Annotated in this window: 19 protein-coding genes; 4 read left to right on the forward strand and 15 right to left on the reverse strand. The window is 75.0% G+C overall.

The genetic code is table 11. The annotated features are described in order from the left end of the window. Positions 1 to 375: 375 nt before the first annotated feature. The gene (locus AB0O29_RS18475) at positions 376 to 1578 is read left to right on the forward strand and encodes a methyltransferase domain-containing protein (protein WP_365152881.1); all 1203 of its coding nucleotides are present in this window, start codon (positions 376 to 378) and stop codon (positions 1576 to 1578) included. 176 nt (positions 1579 to 1754) lie between these two features. Then, positions 1755 to 1937, forward strand: coding sequence for a hypothetical protein (locus AB0O29_RS18480; RefSeq protein WP_365152883.1), 183 nt, complete (start codon positions 1755 to 1757; stop codon positions 1935 to 1937). A gap of 165 nt (positions 1938 to 2102) precedes the next feature. Here AB0O29_RS18480 and AB0O29_RS18485 read toward each other — a convergent pair whose 3' ends face one another. Next, a complete protein-coding gene (locus AB0O29_RS18485; protein WP_365152885.1) occupies positions 2103 to 2597 on the reverse strand; it encodes a flavin reductase family protein in 495 nt (164 codons plus the stop codon). Between the two features lie 91 nt (positions 2598 to 2688). Then, positions 2689 to 4233 carry an NAD(P)/FAD-dependent oxidoreductase gene (locus tag AB0O29_RS18490; protein WP_365152887.1) on the reverse strand — a complete coding sequence of 515 codons (1545 nt, stop codon included), beginning with the start codon at positions 4231 to 4233 and terminating at the stop codon, positions 2689 to 2691. Positions 4234 to 4468: 235 nt separating this feature from the next. Here AB0O29_RS18490 and AB0O29_RS18495 point away from each other — a divergent pair, with 235 nt between their 5' ends. Further along, positions 4469 to 5251, forward strand: a complete 783-nt coding sequence (locus tag AB0O29_RS18495) for a 1-acyl-sn-glycerol-3-phosphate acyltransferase (protein WP_365152889.1) — start codon at positions 4469 to 4471, stop codon at positions 5249 to 5251. A 72-nt stretch (positions 5252 to 5323) separates the two neighbouring features. Here the strand turns inward: AB0O29_RS18495 and AB0O29_RS18500 are convergent, their stop codons facing one another. From AB0O29_RS18500 to AB0O29_RS18560, 13 genes are all read right to left on the reverse strand, one after another. Next, the gene (locus AB0O29_RS18500) at positions 5324 to 6787 is read right to left on the reverse strand and encodes a hypothetical protein (RefSeq protein WP_365152891.1); all 1464 of its coding nucleotides are present in this window, start codon (positions 6785 to 6787) and stop codon (positions 5324 to 5326) included. A gap of 193 nt (positions 6788 to 6980) precedes the next feature. Next, positions 6981 to 8429, reverse strand: coding sequence for a hypothetical protein (locus AB0O29_RS18505; protein ID WP_365152893.1), 1449 nt, complete (start codon positions 8427 to 8429; stop codon positions 6981 to 6983). 247 nt (positions 8430 to 8676) lie between these two features. Further along, positions 8677 to 9618 carry an endo alpha-1,4 polygalactosaminidase gene (locus tag AB0O29_RS18510; protein WP_365152895.1) on the reverse strand — a complete coding sequence of 314 codons (942 nt, stop codon included), beginning with the start codon at positions 9616 to 9618 and terminating at the stop codon, positions 8677 to 8679. Next, the gene (locus AB0O29_RS18515; RefSeq protein ID WP_365152897.1) at positions 9615 to 10277 is read right to left on the reverse strand and encodes a spherulation-specific family 4 protein; all 663 of its coding nucleotides are present in this window, start codon (positions 10275 to 10277) and stop codon (positions 9615 to 9617) included. The genes AB0O29_RS18510 and AB0O29_RS18515 overlap by 4 nt, the downstream gene beginning before the upstream one ends. Further along, complete coding sequence (locus tag AB0O29_RS18520; protein WP_365152899.1) at positions 10274 to 11182, reverse strand: NAD-dependent epimerase/dehydratase family protein; 909 nt, start codon at positions 11180 to 11182, stop codon at positions 10274 to 10276. Before AB0O29_RS18520 ends, AB0O29_RS18515 begins: the two co-directional genes overlap by 4 nt. A 7-nt stretch (positions 11183 to 11189) precedes the next feature. Further along, on the reverse strand, positions 11190 to 11903 hold the full coding sequence (locus tag AB0O29_RS18525) for a sugar phosphate nucleotidyltransferase (protein ID WP_344157391.1): 714 nt from the start codon (positions 11901 to 11903) through the stop codon (positions 11190 to 11192). A 74-nt stretch (positions 11904 to 11977) separates the two neighbouring features. Beyond that, positions 11978 to 12979 carry a GDP-mannose 4,6-dehydratase gene (locus AB0O29_RS18530; protein ID WP_365152901.1) on the reverse strand — a complete coding sequence of 334 codons (1002 nt, stop codon included), beginning with the start codon at positions 12977 to 12979 and terminating at the stop codon, positions 11978 to 11980. Between the two features lie 113 nt (positions 12980 to 13092). Further along, on the reverse strand, positions 13093 to 14499 hold the full coding sequence (locus AB0O29_RS18535) for a hypothetical protein (protein WP_365152903.1): 1407 nt from the start codon (positions 14497 to 14499) through the stop codon (positions 13093 to 13095). Further along, positions 14496 to 16190 (reverse strand): GT4 family glycosyltransferase PelF, encoded by a 1695-nt coding sequence (pelF, locus tag AB0O29_RS18540; RefSeq protein ID WP_365152905.1) that lies wholly within the window; start codon positions 16188 to 16190, stop codon positions 14496 to 14498. The genes AB0O29_RS18535 and pelF overlap by 4 nt, the downstream gene beginning before the upstream one ends. An 82-nt stretch (positions 16191 to 16272) precedes the next feature. Next, on the reverse strand, positions 16273 to 18417 hold the full coding sequence (locus tag AB0O29_RS18545; protein WP_365152907.1) for a hypothetical protein: 2145 nt from the start codon (positions 18415 to 18417) through the stop codon (positions 16273 to 16275). 410 nt (positions 18418 to 18827) lie between these two features. Next, a complete protein-coding gene (locus tag AB0O29_RS18550) occupies positions 18828 to 19352 on the reverse strand; it encodes a hypothetical protein (RefSeq protein ID WP_365152909.1) in 525 nt (174 codons plus the stop codon). Between the two features lie 296 nt (positions 19353 to 19648). Further along, positions 19649 to 21139: a hypothetical protein gene (locus AB0O29_RS18555; protein WP_365152911.1), complete on the reverse strand. Its 1491-nt coding sequence runs from the start codon at positions 21137 to 21139 to the stop codon at positions 19649 to 19651. Beyond that, positions 21139 to 22383 (reverse strand): ATP-grasp domain-containing protein, encoded by a 1245-nt coding sequence (locus tag AB0O29_RS18560; RefSeq protein WP_365152913.1) that lies wholly within the window; start codon positions 22381 to 22383, stop codon positions 21139 to 21141. The genes AB0O29_RS18555 and AB0O29_RS18560 overlap by 1 nt, the downstream gene beginning before the upstream one ends. Before the next feature lie 369 nt (positions 22384 to 22752). Here AB0O29_RS18560 and AB0O29_RS18565 point away from each other — a divergent pair, with 369 nt between their 5' ends. Next, complete coding sequence (locus AB0O29_RS18565; protein ID WP_365152915.1) at positions 22753 to 24042, forward strand: MFS transporter; 1290 nt, start codon at positions 22753 to 22755, stop codon at positions 24040 to 24042. The last annotated feature ends 8 nt before the right edge of the window (positions 24043 to 24050 follow it).

The raw sequence follows: 24050 nt of genomic DNA on the forward strand, positions 1-24050 counted from the left end.
GTGCCGCCGGCCCGCGCCGGCGGCACCCGGGGGCGGCGGGGCCGCGGGATATGCGGCGAGCCGTACACGTGCCGCCCCATCCGCATGAGCGGTTCGAATCGGCCGGACAAGCTCGCATCTGCCGCCGTTTATGGCGCGTTCCCCTCTTGGATGATTAACTGTGCCCATCCAGGCCCCACCGGCCTGATTCCGTGTCCGGATCCAGTCGCCCCGCCGGGGCGGCCGTTGGTTGACTGACACGCACCGGCCCCGGACGGACGAGCGGCTCTCTCCGCCCCGGGATCACCGGCCGGAGGCCCCAGCGCGCCGATCGCGGTGTTCGGCGCACAGGGGCCCCAAGCCGTTGCCGTGACGAGCTCGGACTGAGGAGTGGGCATGGCCGTCGTCGTCGTACAGCGCGGTTCCGGGGAGGCGCCGACGGCCGTGTGCGCGGTGCTCGCCTCGGCGGGACTGACCGCGCGCACCCTGCTCCTGACCGACGACGGCACGACCGCCCCGGCGGGCCCCGCCGACACCATCGTCGACGGCATCGACGGCATCGACGGCCTGATCGTCCTCGGCGGCCCCCGGCCCGACCCCGGCCGCTCCCCGGGCCGCTCCCTCGTCCGGGAGGCACTGGCCGCCGAGGTCCCCGTCCTGGCCCTGGGCGCCGGAGCACGGCTCCTGACGGAGGAGGGGAAGCCCGCCGGGGCACCTCCCGGCGCCCCCGGCGGGAACGGGGCGGTACGGCTCACCCCGGCGGCCGGCACCGACCCGGTCTTCGCCGGAGCGGGCCTGCCCGCCCCCGGGCTGCGGCCCGCCGCCGAGCCGCTGGAGCTGCCGGCCGGCGCCGTCGTCCTGGCCACCTGCGAGGGCTACCCGGAGCAGGCGTTCCGGGTCGGCGCCAGCGGGTGGGGGGTGCGCTTCCTCCCCCAGGGGCCCGAGGCGGCCGACGCCTGGTCGGACCGGCTGCTGCGCCGGTTCGCGGACCTCGTCGCCGCCCGCGCCGAACACACGGCCACCCGCGCCTTCTTCACCCGCCGCGCCGACGCCTGGGAAGAGCGGTTCGCCTACCAGACCCCGGCCTACGAGGCGGCCGTCGCCCGCATGCGGCTCGCCCCCGGCGGGCTCGCGCTGGACCTCGGCTGCGGCACCGGCCGGGCCATGCCGGCCCTGCGCGCCCAGGTCGGGCCCGCGGGCCGGGTGCTGGGCATCGACCTCACCCCGGCCATGCTCACGGCCGCCGCCCGGCACGGCCGCACCCGCCACGGACAGCTGCTGGCCGCCGACTGCACCCGGCTCCCGCTGCCCCGCGCGTCCGTGCGCGGCGTCTTCTCCGCGGGGCTCCTCAACCACCTCCCCGACCCGCGGGCCGCGCTGCGCGAATGGGCCCGCGTCACCGCGTCCGACGGGGTGCTCCTGCTGTTCCACCCCTCCGGCCACGCCGAACGCGCCGCCCGCCACGGCCGCCCCCTCGACCCGGCCGACCCCCTGGCCGCGCACAACCTCGGCCCCGCGCTGGCGGCGACGGGCTGGCACCTCGACACGTACGAGGACGCCCCCCACCACTTCCTGGCCCGCGCCGTCCCTCGGGACTGAGCGGCCCCCGGACCCGCGTCCGGCCCGACCCCGGTCGGCGACGGGCCCTCCGGCCGTGTCCGGCGCCCACCCGTTCCGCACGCGGTCATGGGCGGCGGGATTCACCCTTCCGCGCCCGCATGGGCCGGCGGATCCGGGGCAGACGCCGTCGTCCGAGACTCCGAGAGGAGGGCGCCATGTCCGCGAAGACGAGCAGCCACCCGGACGGGACCGCCCGCCGGGCCGGCCGGGAGCCGGCGGTGCCGTGGCAGGACTTCGACGAGGTCATGGAGCGGATGCTCGACCTGTTCGGACCCGACCGCCCGGCAGGGCGCGGGCACGGCGGGGAGACCGCGCCGGAGGGGAGCGGGCGTCGGTGAGCTTCGACGGCCGGCGGGGCGGACGACGCCCGCCTGCGGGCGTCCGGGCCACCGGCCGGGGCGGGGCGACGGCCTCCGCCGCCCGCCCGGCCGCTGACCCGCCGGGCCGGGCGGGCGGTGACGCACCCGGCCCGGCGGCCGGCCGAGGGGCCTCCCCGGCAGGGGTCAGGCCGGGTGCCCGGGTTCGAGGTCCCGGACCTCCCCGTACCGCAGCGGCGCACCCGCCGGTTCCGGGCCCGGCGGGCCCGCCTCGATCGGGGCGAGCAGGAAGCCCTCGTGGTCGCCCCCGGCGACCACGGCCTCGATCCGCCCGGTGAACCAGGCAGCGACCCCCGCCAGCACGGGGCTGCCCTCCCGCCCCGGCCGCCATGCGATACCGGCGAACTTGTCCGTACGGTCCCCGGTCCGGCCGCCGAAGAGCCGCGCCAGCGCCTCCTGCTCCCGGCGCAGTACGTGCACCGTGAGGTGGCGGGCGCGGCGCGCCACGCCGTACGTGTGGTTCTCCACCGACAGCCACACGACGAAGCGCGGCGGATCGATCGAGCACTGCGAGGCGAACCCGACGAGGCAGCCGGCCCGCTCCCCGTCCGCGGCCGCCGTGACCACGTACAGCGGGCCGTCCTGCGCGACGGCGAAGTCACCGAGGTCCGGCTCCGGCACGGCGGCCTCCTCCCTGACGCCTTCCGCCCCCGTCCGCGTCAGCGTCTGCCCGCCCCGCGCCCGGTCATGCGCCCCGCGTCCCCGCCCCCCGTCAGAACCCGTCGACGGCGCCCACGTCGCGGAAGCGGCCGGAGTGGCGGCGACGGTATTCGGTCAGGGAGTGGGCGACCGCTGCGCCCTCGCCGACGGCGGCGCCGACCCGCTTGACCGAGCCCGAGCGGACGTCGCCGACGGCGAAGACGCCCGGCAGGCTGGTCTCCATGGGGAGGGCGTCGCGGCCGACCCCGCCGGTGCCGGTGAGGACGTAGCCGCGGTCGTCGAGCCGCAGGGAGCCGTCGAGCCAGTCCGTCGAGGGGCGGCCGCCGATCAGGACGTACAGGCACTGGGCGGGGACGGTGCGTTCGTCGCCGGTGCGGGTCCGCAGCCGCAGGCCCGTGAGCGTGGTCGCGCCCAGGCACTCGGCCACCTCGGTGCCGAGCAGGACGTTCAGGCCCGGTGTCCGTTCGATGCGCTGGACCAGGTAGTTCGACATGGAGGCGCCCAGGTCGGTGCCCCGGACGAGGAGGGTGACGGAGCGGGCGTAGCGGGCGAAGTAGAGGGCGGCCTGTCCGGCCGAGTTGCCCGCGCCCACCATGTAGACGTCCTCGCCGGCGGTGGAGGGCGCGTCGGACAGGGAAGCCCCGTAGTACACGCCCGAGTTGAGGAGCCGGTCGGTGCCGGGGCTCGCGAGGCGGTTCCACTCCACGCCCGTGGCCACCACGACGGAGGCCGCCGAGACGGTGGCGGTCTCGGCGGTGCCCGCCTTGACGAACTCGACCGTGTGGTCTCCCGATTGAGTGGGGATCAGCCGTGTCGCCACCCGGGTCGGCTGCCATTCGACGCGCACCCGGCGGGCCTGCTGGAGGGCGCGCTGGGCGAGGTCGCCGCCGGTGAGGCCGACGGGGAAGCCCAGGTAGTTCTCGATCCGGGAGGTCGATCCCGCTTGGCCGCCGGGGGCGTCGTCCTCGATGACGACCACGCTCATGCCCTCGGCGGCGGCGTACACGGCCGTGGAGAGCCCGCCGGGGCCGCCGCCGATGACCGCGACGTCGTAGCGCTCGTGCTCGGCCGGCCTGATGAGGCCGAGCCGGTCGGCCAGTTCGCTGATCGGCGGGTCGACGAGTTCGGTTCCGTCGCCGAGCCGGACGGTGACGGGCGCGTCGAGCCCGTCCTCCCACGGCACCCACCGGAAGAGGACGTCGCTGCGGCCGAGGAAGTCCCGGATCGCGTAGGCGGCCGGGGAGAAGCGGTACCCGCGCACCTCGGCGGTGGGCAGGCCGCCGCGGCGGTCGGCGTTCCAGGTGCACAGGGAATCGTCGAGGGAGGTCCGCAGCCGCTCGGCGTCGGCGAGCGGCACCCAGCGGGTGGCCGGGTGCCGTTCGGGGTGCGGCCCCGGGTCCTCGCCGGTGACGACCGCGCAGACGGGGACGTCCCGCCCGGCCAGCGCGTGCAGCACCCGCTCCGCCTCGGGCAGCCCGCCGGCCTGGAGGACGCGGAAGGAGGTCCGGTACCAGCCGCGTACGAGCTCGGCGGTCTCGTGGCGGCGGAGCGGATCGGGGTCCGCGACGAGGATCACCGGAAGCGCGGTGTCGGCCATGAAGGGTCTCCTGGGGGGGGTGTCGTCGATCGGTGAACGGTCCACCCGTCTCAACGAGCCGAAGATCATTGCGTGGCGCGCGGACCGGGCCCCCGAGGGGAACGGGCGAACGAAGAGTCGAAGGGGCGAATTCGGGAACTCCTCGTGATCAATCGCCCCTTGGCACCGTTCACCGTGAAAGCCCCTGATCGGAGGGGTACTTGGTGTGCCACCGGAGAAGGGGGAGGTCCGTTTCGTGTCCGAGAGCCTGGCCGATGTCATCGAGGTCGCCGGGAGCGAGCTGCGCTTCCTGCGCAGGCTGCTCGGGGCAGCCGGCGAGAACGCCTGGGAGCGGCTGCTCGAATGGTTCATCGACGAATGGTTCCGCCTGGACGTGCTGGGGCTGGAGAACATCCCCGCCGACGGGCCGGCGGTGCTGGTCTCCAACCACTCGGGGGCCTGGGGGCTGGACGCCTTCGTGCTGCAGAAGGTGCTGCGCCGGTCGCTGCGGCGCGAACTGCACGTACTGGCCGCGCCGTTCGTCTTCCGGCTCCCGGTGCTGGGGCCCTACGCCGCGCGGATGGGCGCCGTGCCCATCGATCCGAGGGCGGCGCTCAAGCGGCTCGGCGACGGGGAGCTGGTGGCGGTGTTCCCCGAGGGGGTCTCCGGACTGGAGAAGCCGTTCCGCGACCGCTACCGGCTCCAGGAGTTCAATCCCGGCTTCGCGGTGGCGGCCCTGCACACCGGGGCTCCGGTGGTGCCGGTCGGCGTCGTCGGGGCCGAGGAGTCCTCGCCGAAGTTCGGGGAGCTGCCCGCGCTGGCGAAGTTCCTGGACCTGCCCTATTTCCCGCTGACCTCGCCGTTCCCGCTGCCCGCGAAATGGCTGATCACCATCGGTGAGCCGATCGCGCCGCCCGAGCGGCCCCGGAACTTCGGCGACCGCTCGGCGGCCGCCCGGCGGCTGTGCGGGGAGGTCCGTGACACCGTGCAGGACATGGTCGACCGGGAACGCGAACGGCGGGACGGGCTCCTGCGGTAGCGGCCCGCACGTCCGGACGGCCGCGGGGAGCCCCGAGGCCGTCCGGACGGCTCAGTCGGCCGGCCAGGCGGTTCAGTCGGCCAGCCGGCGGGCGGCCGCGCGGACGTCGGAGGCGGCGCGGGTGCACCGGTCGGCGTGCTCCAGCAGCCGGGTCCGGAACCGCTCGCCGGTCTCGTCGCCGTTCCAGCCGGGCTCGGCGGCGCAGGCGGCGAGGGTGCGGGCGTGCCCGTCGAGGCGGTCCGCGTCGGCGCGGGCCAGTACCGCGTACGCGGCGGGGCCGGCGGCCCGCCCGGCCGGCGGGACGGCGCCCTCGGCCGCCAGGGCGACGCGCAGGGTGTGCGGGGCGAGGGTCAGCGGCATGCGGTCCGGGGTGAGGGCCGGGGACAGCAGGGCCGGACGGGAGGCCGTGGTGAGGAACCGGACGGTCTCCTCGGCGACCCGCACCGCGAAGGCGGCGGCGGGGCAGCCGGTCGCGGATCCGCAGAGCGGCGAGGGCCGTTCGCGGCGGGGGGCGCCGTCCGGGTGGCCGTCGGCGCCCTGGCCGTCGGCGTCCCGGCCCCCCGCGTCCTGCGGCAGCCAGCCGGGGGCGGCGAGGATCTCGGTGCCCGCGTCGACGGTGAGCCCCTCCCACGCGAAGCGGGTCCGGACCGGGTGGACGGCCGCCTCCACCGGCGGGAAGCGGTCCAGGGCGAGGGCCACGGCCCCGGCGGGGCCGGCCGCCGCGCCCGGCATGCCGGCGCCCATGAGGGCGAGGGCCTGGAGGGCGGTGGTGACGGCCGCCTCCGAGACCACGGCCAGGGTGTGGGCCAGTGCCTCCTCGCGGTGCCCCTCCCCCGGCGGGACGGCGCCCTCCCTACGGGCGGCGGGTACGGCCGCCGTGCTCCGGGCCAGGCCCGCCGCGACGGAGCCGGGGTCCGGGTCGGCCAGGTAGGGGGCGAGCCTGCGGTGCAGGGCGGCCGCGCGGGCGTCGTGGGCGCGGCTGCCCGCGGCCGCCGCCGTCCGCGCGAGTACCTCGCTGAGCAGGGAGTCGTCCGCCGCGGCCGCGCCCGCCACCACCCGGCGGGCGGCGCGCAGCAGCCCGGGCCGCCAGGCCTCCCAGGTCAGGACGTGGTCGTCGCGGCGGGCGCCGGCCAGCGGCTCCAGTTCCCCGGCCAGCGTCGCGGCGAGGACGTCGGCGGCCGGGGCGGCGTCCGGCGGCAGCGGGACGTGGGGGTGCAGGCCGTGGCGGCGGCCGGCCGCGTCGAGCCGTACGGCGGGGGCCAGCGCGTCCGAGGCGGCGCCCTCGGCGAGGAGCCCGGCGGTGTCGGCCGGGCCGAGCGGGACGAGGAACGAGCCGAACGGGGTGCGCAGCCGGACGGGCCGCCCGGCGCCGCCGCGGCACAGGTGCGCGAGGACCGCGCGGGCGGCGCCCTCGCGGGTGAGGACGTCCAGGCCCAGGGCGCGGGCGGGGGCGTCCGCCCAGGGCAGGCGGTGGGCGAGCATGGCCGCGCCGAACACCGCGTTCTCCAGCGGCCGGGCGGTGGCGGGGGTGGTCATCGGGGGCGGTTCTCCCTCGGGTCACGCGGGGGCGGGGACGGGGGCACGGTCGGAACGGGCGGCGCGGGCCGGAGCGGAGGCCGGGCCGTCGACGTGGGCACGGGCACAGGCGGCCCGGCCTCCCGGGGCGGGGACGGAGGCGCGGGCCGGGACGGAGTCCGGGCCGGGGGCGTCGGCGTCGGCGTGCGGCGGGTCACCTGTCGCGGAGCATGTACGGCTGGTTGACGGTGATCTCGCCGTCGTAGCGGCCGATCAGCCCGTTGACCCGTTCGCGGTAGTGGGACAGTTCCCCGCGCAGGCTGTCGGAGTAGGCCTGCGGGGCGTGCGAGAGCGGGTAGTCGTACGACTCGTCGAGCCAGGCCAGCTCCACCCACTCCGCCGGGAGGTCGTGCGGGGAGGCGGGGCCGCGGCCGTCCAGCATGGGGATCACGTCGTGCTTGTTGACCAGGCTGACGACCCGTGTGGTGTGGTCGGCGGGCCGCTTGGCGTCGATCGGGGAGCCGAGGGTGATCACGTGCGTGACCCGGTACTCGGAGGCGACGTCCACGTCGGAGGCCAGGTTCATCGCGGTGAGCCCGCCGAGGCTGTGGCCGACCAGCATCAGCTCCGCTCCCGCGGGCACCCCGGCCCGGCTCAGCAGCTTCCTGGCCGCCCGGGTGTAGGTGGTGTCGGTGCGCAGGCAGCCGTCGAAGGCGCCGATCAGGTCCTGCGGGGTGCTGTTGCTGAGCAGGGCGAAGCTGGTGCCGGGGAGCAGCAGTACGTACCGTTCGGCGCCGTCCGCGCAGGCGACGCGGCGCAGCAGGACCAGGCCGTGGTTGCCGAGGGCGCCGATGTCGTTGATGTAGCTGACGATGTCGTTGCGGGAGGTGCCGAGGACCTTGGCGAGGATCGGGTCCGGTTCGGCGCGTTCGGCGCGGCCGGGGCCGGGGTTGAGGTACTTGAGGAGGGAGCTGGGCAGGCCGAGGAACGGGTCGGTGGTGGGGATCCCGCCGGCGAGGGTGACCCAGGAGAACTCGTCGTTGACGGGGTTCTCGTCCAGCAGCCCGGTCAGCGCCAGGAGTTCCATGATCACGGGGCTGACGGTGGTGAGGGCGCGGGTGACGCCGAGCCGTTCCACGAGGGCGTGCAGGGCGCGGGCGGCCTCCAGCCGGTCGCCCGCGACGAGGGCGCCGGTGAGGCGGCGGGCGTGTTCGGAGTCCAGGTTGGGGTGGGTGACGGTGGCCGCCTCGATGCGCAGGGCGAAGGCGTCCACCGCCATGGCGACCGCGGCGGGCCGGCGGCGGGTGATGTTGCCCGCGATGCGGGCGAGTTCGCCGACGAGGCCGCCGTTGGCCCCGAAGCCGAGGCCGGCCGGGCCGTTGAGGGCGCGTACGCAGGACGCCGCCGCGGCGAGGGCCCAGGTGGGGCGGCGCAGGGCCTGGAGCGCGAAGCGGCCGCCGGTCAGCGCTCCGGTGAGGTCGGCTCCGGCCTTCTTGGCGGCGAGGGCGGCGTCGGCGAGCAGTACCGAGGCGCCGATGAGGAGTTCGGTGTCGGTGCGGCCGGGAGCTCCGGGGGTGCCGGGGTCCCGGGGGGTGCCGGGGGTGGGCTGCCGCTGCCCGTCGGTGAGGGGCCGGGTGGGGTTCCCGGTCGCCTGAGGCGTCACGTTCCAACCTCTCGTCGCTTGACCCGCTGTTCGCGACGCATGGTGGCACCGGACGGGGGCGCCGTCGGCGCACGGGGGCGCCCGCTCCGGCGCACGCTCCGGTACCCGCCGGCCCGTACGCCCCGCCGCCACTGGAATCCGGGCTCCCCGCGGCCCCGTTCGCGCTCCTGCCCGTTCGGGGGACGCCGCCGGGGGCCGGGGATTGACGCGGCCGCCCCGGTGCGCGGGCACGGGGGCGGCCGCGGGCTCAGCAGGGCTTGCGCCAGGTGTCCAGTTCCGGGTTCTTCATCATCGAGGACAGCTTCAGCTTGCGGGCCTCGGGGCAGAAGCCCGAGGGCGTCCCCTTGTACTCGACGTGGAAGACCGCCTTGTTGGCCTTGATGAAGGGGCTCAGTGCCTCGCACTCGCCGAACTGGGCGCACTCCTCGTTCACCGCGAAGTCGAAGACTCCTTCGAGCTGGGGGATCTGCGGCAGGTCGTTCTTGAGGCCGACGGACAGCCCGCGCGCGTGCGCGATCTCGGCGATCATGCGGTTGTACGCGAGCTGGTGTTCCCCGGTCAGCGGGAAGCCGGTGTCGTTGCCGTAGGCCTCCACCAGGTCGGGTTCCACCGCGTCGAAGCCCTTGTCCCGGCACATGTCGAAGCGGCGTTCCATGAGCGGGCGCAGCTGGTCGATCCGGCGGATGTCCAGCCAGCGCTCGCCCTTCCAGCCGTTGGGCTTGCCGAACAGGCTGGTGGGGAAGGCGGCCTTGTCCGGCCGGAAGTCCTCCCAGGCGCCGACGTTGATGTAGCAGATGACCTTGCGGCCGTCGTGGTGCAGCCGGGCCACGTCGTCGGCGGAGTTCTCGAACCCGTCGATGTCGTACACGGGGACGTCCACCGAGGGGTCGGAGCGGCCGTCGAGCTGCCACTGCCAGGCCAGCCCGGGCTGCGGTTTCCAGCGGCCCTTGGCCGGGTCGCCGGGGGCCGGGGCCGAGGAGGAGGGGGCCGGGGTCGAGCCGGGGGCGGTGGGGGTGGCCGGGGAGGTGGCCCCGGGTGAGGCGGGCCCGGGCCCCTGGCTCGCGGTGGGGCCGGAGGGGGCGGGTGCGGCGTCGTCGTCATCGTCGTCGTCGTTGCCGGCGCAGCCCGTCAGGACCAGTGCGGTGACGACGGTCAGCAGGCCGAGGCGGGCCGGCAGGGTGCGGCTCATCGTTCCATCCCGGTGAGTGCGGGGGTGGGCTGTTTCCAGGGGTTGGGGAGTTCGCCCGTGACGGGCCCGGACACCGCCGCTCCGCGTTCGCGCGCGGTGCGCACGGCGAGCGGGACCAGGGCCTCGGGCACCCCGTAGACGAGGTGGCAGAAGCGATCGGGGTCGTGGCGGGCCGTCCAGGACGGCCGTGTGAAGGAGTTGACGTACGTGGACCAGTGCCCCTCGAAGGTGACGGTCAGGTCGGCGAGGCGCACGTAGCCGGCGACGGGGTGGACGCCCGGGTTCAGGACCACGGGCGCGGCGCCCAGCCGGCGCAGCGAGCGGACCAGCCGGCGGGTGCCGGGCAGTTCCTCCCGGGTGGGGGCCATGCGGTCGAGGAAGCAGCCGTCGACGGCGTACCACTCCTGGTAGCGGCACATCTCGTGGACCACCTCGACCTGGCCGCGCGCCCCGTAGAAGGTGTCCACGTAGCCGAGGAGGCGGGCGCCGGCCGTCCGCAGGGCGGCGGCGGCAGCGGCGAACGCCGGGTCGGGGCGTTCGCCCGGCCCGTCGGCCGGGTTGAGCACCACCCCGTAGGTGTCGGCGGCGCCGGTGATGAGCCGGTGCCAGGCGCCCGGGTCCTCGGCGGGGTGGACGTACAGCGGAACGAGCAGGGTCATGGCGTCCGGGTTCCCCCCGGGACGGTCGCCGCCCACAGCGCGGCGAGGGAGTCGCCGAGCCCGTGGGCCGGGTGCCAGCCGAGGGCCTCGCCGGCGGCGGTGATGTCGGAGCACTGCCAGGACACCTGGGCGGAGCGGGCCGAGCCGGCGGCCTCCTCCTCGATCCGGCCGAGGAAGCCGGCCCGTCCGGCCAGGCCCCGGACCAGTTCGCGGACGGGTACGGCCCGCCCGGCGCCGATGTTGAGGACGGGCGGCAGCGGGCCGGGGGCGGTGACCGCGAGTTCCACCGCCCGCGCCACGTCCCGTACGTCCACGAAGTCGCGGTGCGCGGAGAGGTCGCCGAGGCGCAGGACCGCCCGCGGGTCGGGTCCGGCCTCGCGCAGCAGGGCGGCGATCCGGCCGGGCAGCCCGCTGGACGGGGCTCCGGGCCCCACCGGGTTGCCGACCCGCAGGACGACGCCGTCCAGCCCGGAGGCGGCGACGGCGACGGTGCCGGCCAGCTTGGTCGCCCCGTACGGGGTGACGGGGCAGGCGGTGTCCGATTCGGCGACCCGGGTGTCGGGGGTGCCGGGACCGTACTCGGCGGCGGAGCCCAGGTGCACCAGGCGGGCGGCGGGGGCCGCCTCCCGCAGGGCGGCGCACAGGGCGGCGGGGCCGCGGGCGTTGACCTCGGCGAGGGTCACGGCGTCCCCGCCGGTCGCGCCCGCGCAGTTGACGACCGCGTCGGGCGCGGCGGCGGCCAGGACGTCCGCCAGCCGTTCGGGCCGGTCGGCCGCCAGGTCGATGCCGAAGTCGGCGCCGGGCGAGCGTCCGCCGTCGAACACCCGCGCGCCCGGGAGGGCGCGCAGGCGGTCGTCGACGTGGGCGCCCAGGTAGCCGGTCCGGCCCAGGACGAGAATGCGCATGAGGTGCTCAGGCTCCCTTGAGCAGCAAGGACTTGCGGCTGGTGAACTCGGCGTTGGCCCGGTCGTAGTCGTCGGGGCGGCCGATGTCGAGCCAGTAGCCGTCGAACGCGTAGGACTGCGGCAGGTTCTGACTGCCCAGCAGGTCGAGGACCAGCTCGTCGAAGCCGAGCGGGAGGCCCGGCGTGTAGTCGTCGAGGGTGGACCGGCTCAGACCGTACACCCCCATGGAGACGTGGTAGTCCATGCTGGGCTTCTCGGTGAAGCCGACCACGCGGCTGGCGTCGGTGGTGAGCACGCCGAAGTCGATGTGCACCTTGCGCGGGTAGGTCGCGATGGTCAGCGGGGCGCCCGAGGCCTCGTGGCGGCGCAGTACGTCGGCGTAGTCGAGGTCGGTGAGCACGTCGCCGTTCATCACGAGGAAGTGCTCGGGGAGCCGGTCGCGCAGGTTGAGCAGGGGGCCCATGGTGCCGAGCGGGCTCTCCTCGGTGGCGTAGTCGATGCTCATGCCCCACTGGGAGCCGTCGCCGACGTAGGCGCGGATGATCTCGCCCAGGTGTCCGATGGCTATGGTGCAGTGGGTGAACCCGGCCCCCGACAGCTGGCGCAGCACGATCTCCAGGATCGCGTGCTGGTCTCCGATGGGCACGAGGGGCTTGGGCAGGGCCGTGGTGTAGGGCCGCAGCCGGACGCCCTTGCCGCCCGCCAGGATCACTGCGTACATGGGTCTCCTCCTAGGGTTTGGGTGGGGGGAGGGTGTGGTGGGGTCGTGGGGAACGCCGGGGGTGCTCCCGGCGGTCAGATGTTGTAGATGCCGGTCTTGTAGCGGGCGAGGTTGCCGGGGTCGCGGAAGAACTCGACGGTGTGCGCGAGTCCTTCCTCCAGCGTGTGGCGCGGCCGCCAGCCGGTGGCGGCGGTGAGCCGGGTCGCGTCGGCGACCAGCCGCATCACCTCGGAGGCGGGCGGCCGCAGCCGTTCGCTCTCCTCGCGCACCTCGATGGGGACGTCCATGACCTTGCCGATCAGGGTGACCAGGTCGGCGACGGAGATCTCGCCGCCGGTACCGGAGTTGAAGGTGCGGCCCACGACGCGGTCGGCGGGTGCGGTGCCGGCGGCGAGGAAGGCCTGCGCGGTGTCCTTGACGAAGCTGAAGTCGCGGGTGGGACGGAGGTCGCCGAGGGTGATGACGCGTTCCCCGGCCGCGACCTGGCCGATGACGGTGGGGATGACCGCGCGCATCGACTGGCGGGGTCCGTAGGTGTTGAACGGGCGCAGCGTGACCACGGGGGTCTCGAAGCTGGCGTGGTAGCTGTCGGCCAGCCGGTCGCCGCCGGCCTTCGAAGCGGCGTACGGGGACTGGGTGTTGATGGGGTGGTCCTCGGTGATCGGCACGGTCTGCGCGGTGCCGTACGTCTCGCTGGTGGAGGTGTGCACGAGGCGGGGGGTCCCGAGGGCGCGGACGGCCTCCAGCACGTTGAGGGTGCCGGTCACGTTGGTGTCGACGTAGCTGTGCGGGGCCCGGTAGGAGTACGGGATCGCGATGAGCGCGGCCAGGTGGTAGGCGGCTTCGGCGCCTTCGAGGAGGCCCCGGACGGATCCGGGGTCGCGGACGTCGCCGAGGACGATCTCCACCTGGTCGAGGACGTCGGGCGCGAGGGTCTCCAGCCACCCGTACGAGGAGAAGGAGTTGTACTGGGCCATGGCGCGGACCCGGTAGCCGCGGGCGACGAGGGCCTCGGTGAGGTGGGAGCCGATGAAGCCCTCGGCTCCGGTGACGGCGGCGAGCGGTGCGGTGGTCAACGTGTGCGCCTTTCGGGTGGGTCGGGTACGTGTACGGGTGTGGGCGGCGTGCGGGGCGGTGCGGTGTGCGCGGCGGTGCGGTGTGCGCGGCGGTGCGGGTGCGGGCCGGGCGGTCAGGCGTGCCGGGCCGGGCGTCCGAGGATCCACAGGGTGCAGCCGGCCAGGGCCGCGGCGGCGGCGCCGCAGGACAGGGTCAGGGCGGACGGGCCCGTCGCCGGCCCGAGGACGGCGACGGCTCCGGCGGCGGCCGCGGCCGCCGCGCAGAGGGCCGCCGGCGGCCAGGCGACCCCGAAGGCCTGGAGCAGCAGGGCCGTCCACAGGGTGGCGGCGAGCAGCAGCAGGGTGGCCGGGTCGGCTCCGGTCAGCAGGGCCACGGGCAGCAGGAGCAGCAGGTAGCCCAGCAGGCAGAGGCCCAGGACACCGGTGGACCGCAGCAGGAACCCGGCGGGGGTGGAGGCCGCGCCGAGGGCGGTGACGGACAGGCCGCGGAAGCGGTAGAGCAGCCATTCGGCCGGGCCCATGCTCACGGTCAGGGCGATCACCGCGTAGGGCTCGGCCCGCCCTTCCAGCAACACCAGTACGGCGGCGGCGAGTCCGAAGATGCCGTACGGCAGGGACCTGCGCAAGGGGGGCCGGGCTCCGCCGTCGGCGGCGGCCGGGGCGGCGTGGGCGCCGTGCAGCACCCGGGCGACGGCCGCGAGCGTGGCGAGGAGGGCCAGGGCCGGGAGCGCGGCGCGGACCACGGGTCCGGGCTCCCACCACGGCAGGACGGCGGCCCCGGCGACCAGCGGGCTGAGCGCGGCCAGCAGCAGCCGCTCGCGGCCCAGCACCAGCAGGATCCCGGCGGCGGCCAGGTAGAGCGACTGGGCGGCGACGGCCCAGGTCACGGCGGACCCCCCGGCGGCCGCGGCCCCCGCGGCGGTGGCGGCGGCCGCCCCGAGCGGCGCTCCGACGAGCAGGGTCCGTCCGGCCTCGCGCCGGCCGGCCACCATCCGCAGGTAGGCGCGGTGTCCGAGGGCCTGGCCCCAGGCCCAGGAGACGATGCCGGCGACGATCGGCCCGGCGGCGTGCCGGCCGGGGTTCCACAGCGGGGCCGTGAGCAGGTAGGCCAGGCCCGGGAGGGCGAAGAGCAGCCCGCGCAGCAGGCACCGTACGGTGTCGGGCCGCCAGGGGTCCGGCGCCCGGGCGGGCTCGGGGAAGACCCGGGGCACCCGCTCGTAGAGCGCGGCGGCGAGCGAGAAGATGTTGGGGTGTCCGTACCGTTCGCGGATCACCTCGGCGGACAGGCCCTCCGCCTCCAGGAGGGCCGCCACCTCGTACGGGTGGACGGCGGGCCCGACGCGGTCGGCGAGTTCGGCGGCGAGCCGGCTGACCTCCGCCTCGTCGGGGCCGGGCAGTCTGAGGGTGAGCGTGGTCTCCGCCCAGGCCCGGCGGGGCGGTCTCGCGGCGGTGTCCGCCAGCCGCAGGGCGAGGGTGTCCTGGTGCGCCCCGCCGGGTTCGAGTGACATCGGCCCGCTCATCCGGCGAGGCTCCCCGCGTCGGTGACCGCGTCGGCCCCGGTGTCGCGGGCCGGCCGCCCGTCGGCCGTGAGGATCCGGCCGGCTGCGGGCGGGCGGGCCCGCTCCTGTCTGCGCGCCCGCCCGGCGGCGACGGCCACCGGGGTGAGGAGGGCGGGCGCCGCGGCCGGGCTTCCCGCGGTGGCGGGAACCAGGACGGGTGCGGCCTTCGCGGCGGTCCGGGCGCGGCCGGCCGCGGCGGGTGCCGCGTGGTCGAGGCGGGGCAGTTCGAGGTAGATGGAGCGGAAGGTGTCGATGGTCTGGCGCAGGGTGAACTGCTCGATGACCCGCAGCCGGGCCGCCTCCCCCATCGCGGCGCGCCGGGCGGGGTCCCCGAGGAGTTCGACCGCGGCTTCGGCCATGGCCTCGGGGTCGCGCGGCGGCACGACGAGGCCGGCTTCGCCGACGGCCTCCCGTACTCCGCCGACGTCGGTGGACACGGTGGCCCGGCCGCAGGACATGGCCTCGATGAGGGTGAACGGGAAGCCCTCGCTGATGCTGGAGAGCATCACGACGTTCCCGGCCGCGTAGGCGTCCTTGATGTCGTCCACCCGCCCTTCGAAGGTGACGGCGTCCTCGTGGCCGAGGTCGCGGGCGAGCGCCTCGCAGCGCTCCCGGTAGGCCTCACCGCCGCGCGGGGTGCCGCCGAACAGGCGCAGGCGCGCCTCGGGTATCCGTGCGCGGACCAGGGCGAAGGCGCGGATCAGGGTCTCCAGGTCCTTGATCGGGTCGACCCGGCCGGCCCAGCTGAGGGTCGGTACGTCGGGTTCGGGCCCGGCGGGCGGGAAGGCGGCGGGGTCGACGCCGTTGTAGACCGTGCGGATGGCCTGCGGGTCGGCGCCGCCCTCCTCCTCCCACAGCCGGTTGTAGCGGTTGCCGGGGGTGACCAGGGAGGCCCGCCGGTAGCTCTCCTCGGCCAGCAGCCGGAAGAAGCCGAGGACGACGGCCTTGACCGGCCAGCGGTAGGGGGCCGTGCGGTAGCCGAGGTAGCGCTCGCGCAGGTAGACGCCGTGCTCGGTGAGCAGCAGCGGGACCCCGTGCCGTTCCAGACCGGCGAGCCCGGGCAGGACGGCGACGCCGCCGCTGACCGCGTGGGCCACGCCGTGTTCCGGGGGCGGGGCGGCGAGCGGGCGCAGGGCGTGTTCCAGCAGGGAGGTGGCCGTGAGGGCGTCGTGGAGGGTGGGCCGGGACTCGCGGACGGTGAGTCCGGGCCGGTTCCAGACCGCGGCCAGCACGGCGATGGCGTGGTCGCCGCGCAGGAAGGGGCTCAGGGCTCCGTCGGACGCGGCGCGCGCCATCGTGGAGAGGGCGGGCGCGAACCCGTCCTCGGCGCACGGGTCGAGGAGCGCGGTGAGGAACCGCTCGTAGGCCCCGGAGAGCCTGCGGTGGCCGCGGCCGCGGGGTGCGCGGCCCTCGGGGGGTGCTCCCCACATGGGCACCGACCGGACGCCGAGGACGTGACCGGGCAGGTCCCAGGCCAGGGACTCCCGGCCGGTGCCGGTGACGGCTATGACGTCGAAGTCGATGTCGGGCATGCCCTGGACGAGTTGGTCGCACCAGACGCTGACCCCGCCGTGACTGTGCGGATAGGTGCCTTCGGTGAGCAGGGTGACGTGCGGCGCGTCGGGGCGCCGCGCGCCGGCTTGAGCGTGCATGGGTGTGCTCCACGGCCGGTGTGTGGGGGTGGTCGGGCCGGTCCGGGCCGCGCGGGGCGGCCCGGACCGGCGGGACGCCGGTTCAGCGCCGGTCGGTGTCCGCTCCGCCTTCGCGTACGGCGGGCGGGACGTTGGTTCCGGGTGCCGGTGCGGTGGCGGGCGCCGGTCGGGGCGCTGCCACGGCGGACGGCGCGGCGGGCGCCGAGGACGGCAGGGCGAGTTCCAGCGCGCTGCCGGCCGAGGGGGTCCAGCCGGAGACGCGTCCGGCGTAGGGGCTGCCGAAGGCGGCGGCGCCCAGCCGGGTGCCGGCGGGCAGGGTCGCGGTGACGTCGAGCCCGGCCGGTGCCGTGACGGTGACGGTGTCGCCGACCCGGTAGGCGGTGACCTGTCCGGCCTGGAGGGCGCTCTTCCAGGCGGCGCGGCGCTTCAGTTCGGCGCCGATGTCCTTCATCCGCTCGTTCACCAGGGGGGTGTTGGCGGCGAACAGGGCGTCGTAGCCGTCGATGACCCCGTTGAGTACGGGGTAGGCCAGGCGTTCTTCGGCCAGGTTCGACTGGTGGATGAAGTGCGGCTTGGGGTCGTTGGACAGTACGTGTCCGAGGGCGGTGCGGGTCTCGGCCGGGACGATCTTCTGCGCGTACCCGGTAGCGGTGTCCAGGGGTGCGGGCAGGCAGGTCGTGGTGTCCGAGTGGTCCTCGCAGATGCCGCTGCCGCCGTGGGCGCGGGAGGTGTAGATCCAGTTGTACTCGTCCACCGCCTCGGTGGCCTTGCCGACGTTGTAGTACACGTTCATCGGGTAGCGGGCGACGGTGGAGGCGGAGCCGACCTGGCGCAGTTCGGGGTCGCGGGAGTTGTCCGAGGCGACCCACTTGACGCCGTTGCCGGTGAGGGAGGCGGCCAGGTTCGGGTTGTCCTGCGGCTGCTGGGGCAGGACGGCCATGCCGGAGTGCTCGCCGGTGACCAGTTCGTCGTTCTGCAGCGGCAGGCCGAAGCTCTGGCCCCAGAGCCGGTTGAGGACGATCTCGTTGTCGATGGTGCTGCGGCTGACCCACTTGGTGCTGCCGTCGGGGTTGGCGGCGCACCGCCAGGGCACGACGCTGACGTCCTGTTCGCAGCCGAGGAAGGCGTGCGTGTAGGTGTGGTTGACCCAGCGGAACTTGTCGCGGTCGGCCTGGAGCTTGTCGGCGAGCAGGTCGACGCCGTTGTTGTCCTCGCGCTGGTCGAGGCTGCCGGCGCCGTTGTAGACCATGTCGAGGGTGAAGTTGCGGCCGGCCTGCCAGTTCTTGGCGTACTCGGCGTCGTCGGCGGTCATGCGGATCGGGTTGGGCGTTCCGCCGCCGCCGGCGCAGTCGACGTCGCCGGGGGTGCAGTTGAGCTGCGTGTCCCAGCGGTCGTCGGCGGCGAAGACGTCGTCGACGTGGACGGAGAAGTAGTTGCGGGAGGCCCCCAGGTGGACGCCGCCGGTCATCCACTCGACGATGCCGCGGGCGAGCAGCCGGTACTGCTGCTGGTAGCGGTTGTAGACGAAGGTGACGACGAGTTCGCGCCGCCCGTCGTGCTTGTACTCGCCGACGAGGGAGCCGCGCCGGGCGGTGCCGGGGATGGGCGCGTCCACGTAGGTGGTGAAGTCCGCTCCGGGGGCGGGCTGCGCGAGGTAGGCGTAACTCTCGCCGACGGTGGGCGAGTTGTCCTCGAACGGGACGGAGCCTTCGAGGTAGCCGAAGGGGCCGGAGCGGCCGGCCGCGGTGATCCCGGCCTGGACTCCGTCGACGCTGCCGGCGTACCCGCCGGCGACGAAGTACTGGAGGCCGACCTGGGGCCGGGCGTAGGTGTAGGCGTCGACCTGGGGTATCTGGTAGGTCTGCTCGTACGCGGTGAGGGCGGCCATCTCGGCGGAGCCCGCGGCGAACGGATTGTCGTTGGGCAGGACGACCGCCTGGAACTTCGCGCGGGGCCGGCCGCCGACGGTGTCGGCGAGGAAGGCCGCGTCGATCGTGGGCCGGCCCGGCTTCGTGAGGTCGACCTGTGTGTACGGCGTCCCCGCGGAGTCCAGCTCCGCCGTGATGGCCTGGACGGCCGGACCTCCGTCGGCCACGACCAGCACCCGCAGGTCCACGCGGGGCGTGGTGGTGTCGGCGTGGGCCGTGCCGGCCGGCAGTCCGGCGGCGGCGATGAGCGCGCCCACCGATAACACGGCGGTACGTATGCTCCGCTTGCTTCGCTTCATGCGGTGAATGTCCCCTCCCCGGGCAGGGGTGAGCGCGGCGCGCACGAAGCGGCGGACGCCCCCCTTGCGCGACGCCGGCCTCCCCCTCAGAAACCAGTCGTCGACGCATCCGTCGCGTCACATGGTGGTGCCTGTGTGTAGCTTTCGTGGGGGCGTTGCGAAAACCGACGAAAAAATGTGGGCGACCAACTGGCCCGACACCGAGCCGAGTTGTCCTTTCCTGCCCGTTCCCGACCCTTCCGGCACCCGATGGGCGGACCCTTCCGCCGGGCATGAGCGCCGGTCCGGAGCCGAGCGGGGTGCCACCGGACCGAGTCGGTCCGGTGGCACCCCGGCTTAGTGGTCCAGACCACTGGAGCGAGCGGCCGGGGGCGATTTCAAGCCACCCTCCCGGCCGGGATGACGGTACGTCAGGCGCAGAGGACGCGCGTCTCGGGCGTGTAGACCGGGCCGCCGTTGGTGCTCGTGCTGTCGCTGAACTCGGCGTAGTAGTACGAGTAGAAGCCGATGTTGCCGTTGCAGCCGGAATCGGCGGCGACCTTGAGGGTCAGCGTCACCGTGCGGCTCTGGCCGGGGGGTATGGTCGCGCCGTAGTTGCCGCCGAGGTCGGACGGGCCGACGCCGGAACAGGCGGCGGCGCCGGTCGGGGTGGCCACGCTGCAGCCGGTGAAGCTGTACTTGAGGTCGGCGCGCTGGTTGGTGAGCCAGGTCGGCGTGATGGTCTGGTAGACGAACCAGATGTCGTAGGTCTTGTTGTTGGTGAGCGTCATCGAGAGGTTCACCGTCCCGCCGGGGGTGGTGGTCGCGGCGTTCGTGCTGAACGTCAGCGCGGCCGGGGCGGGGTCGGCCTGGGCCGCGGGGGCGAGGCCGAACAGGGCCACGACGAGGGCGAGTAACGCGGTGAGGCCGAAGCGGCTCTTCAGAGGTGATCGCATGGCTCGGGAGGCTAGGGCGGCGCCTCGGGCGCCGTCTGCCCCCCGGGGGAGCGCGGGGGCGCGCATCGGCCGGAAGTGTGCGCCCCGTGAAGGCGCCCCGGAGAACCAGTGAACGATGATCACTCACCGTGTAGCAGCAGTCCACACAGGGTTCCCGACCGGTCGCCCCGCTCCCGGGCGGCCGGACGGGGCGCCCGGGGCGCGAATGGCTCGTACATGACGCTGGCACATCCCGGAACTTTGGCCACCGCTTCGCCCTGCGCGCCGGGACGGCGGCCGGGAGCGGCCCGCGGGGCCTACGCGGAGCCCTCCCGGGAGTCCTCGCAGAGGAACAGGGTGCCCAGGCGGCCGCCCCTGCCGGAGCTGATGACCCCGGCTCCGACCTCGGTCGTCCCGCGCAGGTACGCCCCGCCGTAGCCGCGGCCCGCCAGGAACACGCCCCAGGTGAGCACGGCGGGTTCGGGCGCCCCGCCGCCCGGGGCGGGGAAGTCCTCCGCGACGGGCCGGACCCGGCGCTGGAGGATGAACGGGCCGTCGACCGCCGCGCGGACGCGCTCCGCCCACGCCCCGGCGGGCGTCTCCCAGCCCGCCAGCACGTCCAGGCCGCTGTGCGAGCTGCTCGCCTTGAGCACCAGGTCCTCCCGGTGCTCCAACGCGTACCTCAGGAGGTCCACCCGTTCCCCGGCGACCTCGACCTTCTCGTCCCGGACCAGCCGGGTCCAGGGCAGCAGGCCGTCGATCAGCTCCAGCTCGGCCCGGTCGAACAGGGAGCGGTGGCGCTCGTCGCTGAGCAGGGCGAGCGCGGCCTTCGTCCCGTAGACCTCGTTCTCCAGCGGGGTGAACAGGTGGACCAGCCCCCGGTCGGCGGCTTCGGTGAGGGGGGCGAGCAGGGCCGCGTCCGCGGCGGTGGTGATGTCGTTGATGACGAACCAGCGGTGGACTACGTCGACCCGGCGCCCGGTGACGTAGACCCCGTCAGCGCGGTACTCGACCTGGCCGAGGTGGCAGGGCACGGCCTCGACCCCGTGCTCGGCGAACAGGGCGGCCATCCGGCGCAGGTGCCGCTCCATCGCCGGATAGCTGTCGGGCCATTCGAGCAGGGCGACGAAGGGGTTCACCGAGGGGTCCGGGCCGCCGCCGGGACCGGGGGCGGGGAAGGACTCCCGCCACAGGCCGCGCAGCACCTCGATCCCGTCCGTGTACCCGAGCCGGTGGCGCTCGGCGAAGGAGGCCGTGTAGGGCTCCCGGAGCAGGGCCCGGTTGAGCAGCGCGATGTCCCAGCCGCCGAGCGGGCTGCCGCCGTTGAGTTCGAGCAGCCGGAACCCGCCCTCCTCCCGGTACAGGTCGGCGCGGGCCGACCGCGGGAGCTCCCGGGCCCTGCCGTCGGCGCGCAGGGTGGCGCCGGTCTGCACCGGTGACCAGCCGAGGGCGGTGGTGAAGGCGCGCAGGTCCCCGCCGTGGAGCCGGTCGGGGAGGCTGAGCAGCAGGTCGTAGAGCCCGCTGAGCCGGGCGCCCAGGTCGCGGCTCTCCTCGCGGCCGAAGAAGACGGGCCGGGTCAGGAAGGCGCTCCCGTAGATGTCCCCGGCCAGCGGGGAGTCCGCGCAGGAGCGTTCCGGGGCGCATCCGGCCGGCAGCCCGGCGAGGTACGCGCGGGTGAGCCGGGCGGCGGCGGTGGGGCCGGCGTACGCGGCGCGGTCGGCGGGCGCGGTCGGCGCGGCGGGCGCGATCGGCGCGGCGGCCCCGTTCCGCCGGGGGGCCGCGTCCGGACCGGTCGGGTTCTCGGGCATCACTCGACCTCGATGGTGACGTCGGCGATGGCCTCGGCCGCGGCCCGGTTCACCTCGGGTGCGGTGTCGGCGTGCAGGATCACGTAGCCGACCCGCGCGTCGTTGTCCCCCGGTGCGCGCACCCGGCCGCCGGGCGGGACCGTGATGCTGCTCCGCGCCACCGCGGCCGAGTCGCCGATCCCGCTGACCGAGCGGAGCACCCCGCCGCGCGGCGGGACCAGGAAGCGGATGCCCGCCGCCCGGTCGGCGGTGGGGGTCAGGTCCGGTGCGAGGCCGAGCGCCACCTGGACGTAGATCCTGGCCTCGTCGATGCCCTTGGCCCGCCGCATCAGGGCGACCACGTGGTCCCCGGGGAGCCGGGCGCCCAGCTCGATGACGCGGGTGGTGCCGTCCGGGAGGAGTTTGAGTTCGGTGTGGGCGACGCCGTTCCTGACGCCGAGGGCCCGGGCGGCCTCCACCGCGGCCTCCTGGAGGACGCGCACCGACGCCTCGTCCAGTTCGGCGGGGACGGTGTGGCCGAACTCGGCACGCTTGGCGCCGTCGGTGGTGAACTTGTCGTACGGGAACAGGGGGGTGAGCCGCCCCGCGGCGGCCACCGTCTCGATGCTGTACTCCACCCCGCCGACGTACTCCTGGATGACCACGTGGGCGTCCAGCGGAATGCCGTGCGGCATCTGGAAGAGGTGCGAGCGGACCACGGCGAAGGCCGCCTCCAGCTCCTCGTCGTCGCGGACCACCGACACACCCCAGGAGCCGGACTGCTCGGCGGGCTTGACGACGAGGGGGTAGCCCAGGCCGGCCTTCTCCACCAGGGCGTACGCCTCCTCGAGGGTGCGCGCGGCGACGGTGCGGGGTGCCGGGACGCCCTGCTCGGCGAAGGCACGGGCCATGATCCGCTTGTTGCGGCAGCCGAGCGCCCGCGAGGGGTCGTTGCCGGGCAGCCCGAGGTCGGCGCTGAGCCGCGCGACCAGCGGGGTCAGGAACTCCCAGCAGGCGACCACGCCGCCCACCCCCTCGGCCCGGGACACCTCCGCGAGCTGCCTCAACGCGCCCTCGGCGTCGGAGAAATCGGTGAAGACGAGCTTCGCGTGATCCCTGATCTTCGCTTGGAGCGAAGGGGAATACCACTCCTCGAATACGTCCTCGTGGGTGGCGACGATGACCTCGGCGCCCAGGTCCAGGGCGGCGTCGATGACGTATTCCCCGGTATTTCCCATGGCTTCGAGCAGGAGCAGTGCGGGCATGGCGGTGCGCCCTTCCGGAAGAGAGGGTGGCTCATGTCGAATTCGGCTCAACACGCCTCATTCTTTTGGCCAATGCATGGGGCAATGACTGAGGCTTTCGCCAGTAGACAGGCGTCGGCGAGACGTCCGTCAGGGACAGATCAGACGATGGTCACCATGCCCGGCGGGGCGTGTTTCGTCGGTTCCTCCGATTCTGTCCGCACTCTGAGACCGATGGCCCCGGCCCCTGTTCACGGGGCTCGGCCCGGCTAATGTCGCCGGGCCGAACAGGGCGGGAAATAGCCCGAGTTGCGGCATGAATCGAATCGAACCGATCCACACCGGAGACAAGTTGATTCCGAACGTGTCGCCCTCTCGTAGCGAGTCGCGATGAACAGCCGCGAGTTGCTGGCGAAGTGGGGACTTCCCGAGCTGTCGGGCAACGGCCGCTTCGTCACCGCCAATGTCATGGACAGCCTGGGCAACGGGCTCGTCCTGGCCTTCACCGTCCTCTACTTCACCACCACCACCTCCCTGCCGCTCGGCTCCATCGGCGCGGCGCTCTCGCTCGGCCAGCTCGTCGCCCTGCCCGCGCCGGTCCTGGCCGGACCGCTGATCGACCGGTTCGGCCCCCGCGCGGTGGTCGTCGCCGCCAACCTGGTCTCGGCCGTCGGCTTCTGCGCCTTCCTGCTCGCGGACTCCGTGTGGAAGATCGTCGTGGTCCAGTGCGTCGTGCAGGCGGCCTCCTCCGTCTACTGGACCTCCAGCCGGGGCCTGGTGCTCCTCGCTGCGCGCCGCCGGGACCAGGCCCGCTGGTTCGGCTTCATCGGCGCCCTGCGGAACATCGGCGGGGGCTTCGGGGCCGCCGCGGCGTCCGTCGCGGTCGCCCTCGGCGGCGACGGCATCCGCGCCCTGGTCCTGGTCAACGCGCTGACCTTCGCGGCCGCGGCGTTCCTGATCGCGACCTGGCGCCCCGGGGCCGCCGAGGAGGCGCCCGCCCCTACCACCCGGCCGGCCGGCTCCGGGGGTTACGCGGCGGTCCTGCGCGACGGGCGCTACCTGCGGCTGGTCCTGGCGAACCTGGCCTTCGTCCTGGCCGCGGCCGTGGTGCCGGTCCTGCTCGCCGTGTACATCACCGAGGTGCTGCACGCCTCCGCCTGGCTGGCCGGCGCGTGCCTGGTCGGCAACATGGTCCTGGTCGCCCTCGTCCAGACCCTGGTCGCGGGGATGACCGAACGCCGCCGCCCCCGCCGGGTCCTGGCGCTGGCCGCCGTGACCAACGCCGCCGCCTTCGCCGTCTTCGGGCTGCTGCTCGCGGTCCCCGGCTGGCTGGTGGCCGTCGGACTGGTGCCGGCGATGGCGCTGTTCACCCTCGCCGAGATGCTCAGCATGCCGCCCAGCGGCGAACTCAGCACCTCCCTGGCGCCGGAGCACGTCCGCGGCCGCTACCTCGGGGTCTTCCAGCTCTCCTGGACCGTCGGGAACACCATCGCCCCGGCCCTGCTCACCATGCTCCTGAGCCGGGGTCCGCTCTGGCCCTGGGTGGTCGTGGGAGCGCTGAACCTGCTGGCGGTGCCGCTGGTGCTCAGCCTCGGCGACCCCGCACCGGAGGACGGCGCCCCGCAGGACGGGGCCCCGCAGGAGCCCGCCCCGCCCGCCGAGGAGCGGCTGGCCTCGTGACCGACCAC

The organism is Streptomyces sp. NPDC089915 (assembly GCF_040684675.1).
Classification (GTDB): Bacteria; Actinomycetota; Actinomycetes; order Streptomycetales; family Streptomycetaceae; genus Streptomyces.

Bases quoted from the DNA above. Each gene is read 5' to 3' on its own strand.
- AB0O29_RS18475 (WP_365152881.1), top strand. From the start codon at position 376: ATGGCCGTCGTCGTCGTACAGCGCGGTTCCGGGGAGGCGCCGACGGCC.
- AB0O29_RS18480 (WP_365152883.1), top strand. From the start codon at position 1,755: ATGTCCGCGAAGACGAGCAGCCACCCGGACGGGACCGCCCGCCGGGCC.
- AB0O29_RS18490 (WP_365152887.1), bottom strand. From the start codon at position 4,233: ATGGCCGACACCGCGCTTCCGGTGATCCTCGTCGCGGACCCCGATCCG.
- AB0O29_RS18500 (WP_365152891.1), bottom strand. From the start codon at position 6,787: ATGACCACCCCCGCCACCGCCCGGCCGCTGGAGAACGCGGTGTTCGGC.
- AB0O29_RS18510 (WP_365152895.1), bottom strand. From the start codon at position 9,618: ATGAGCCGCACCCTGCCGGCCCGCCTCGGCCTGCTGACCGTCGTCACC.
- AB0O29_RS18515 (WP_365152897.1), bottom strand. From the start codon at position 10,277: ATGACCCTGCTCGTTCCGCTGTACGTCCACCCCGCCGAGGACCCGGGC.
- AB0O29_RS18520 (WP_365152899.1), bottom strand. From the start codon at position 11,182: ATGCGCATTCTCGTCCTGGGCCGGACCGGCTACCTGGGCGCCCACGTC.
- AB0O29_RS18525 (WP_344157391.1), bottom strand. From the start codon at position 11,903: ATGTACGCAGTGATCCTGGCGGGCGGCAAGGGCGTCCGGCTGCGGCCC.
- AB0O29_RS18535 (WP_365152903.1), bottom strand. From the start codon at position 14,499: ATGAGCGGGCCGATGTCACTCGAACCCGGCGGGGCGCACCAGGACACC.
- pelF (WP_365152905.1), bottom strand. From the start codon at position 16,190: ATGCACGCTCAAGCCGGCGCGCGGCGCCCCGACGCGCCGCACGTCACC.
- AB0O29_RS18545 (WP_365152907.1), bottom strand. From the start codon at position 18,417: ATGAAGCGAAGCAAGCGGAGCATACGTACCGCCGTGTTATCGGTGGGC.
- AB0O29_RS18550 (WP_365152909.1), bottom strand. From the start codon at position 19,352: ATGCGATCACCTCTGAAGAGCCGCTTCGGCCTCACCGCGTTACTCGCC.
- AB0O29_RS18555 (WP_365152911.1), bottom strand. From the start codon at position 21,139: ATGCCCGAGAACCCGACCGGTCCGGACGCGGCCCCCCGGCGGAACGGG.
- AB0O29_RS18560 (WP_365152913.1), bottom strand. From the start codon at position 22,383: ATGCCCGCACTGCTCCTGCTCGAAGCCATGGGAAATACCGGGGAATAC.
- AB0O29_RS18565 (WP_365152915.1), top strand. From the start codon at position 22,753: ATGAACAGCCGCGAGTTGCTGGCGAAGTGGGGACTTCCCGAGCTGTCG.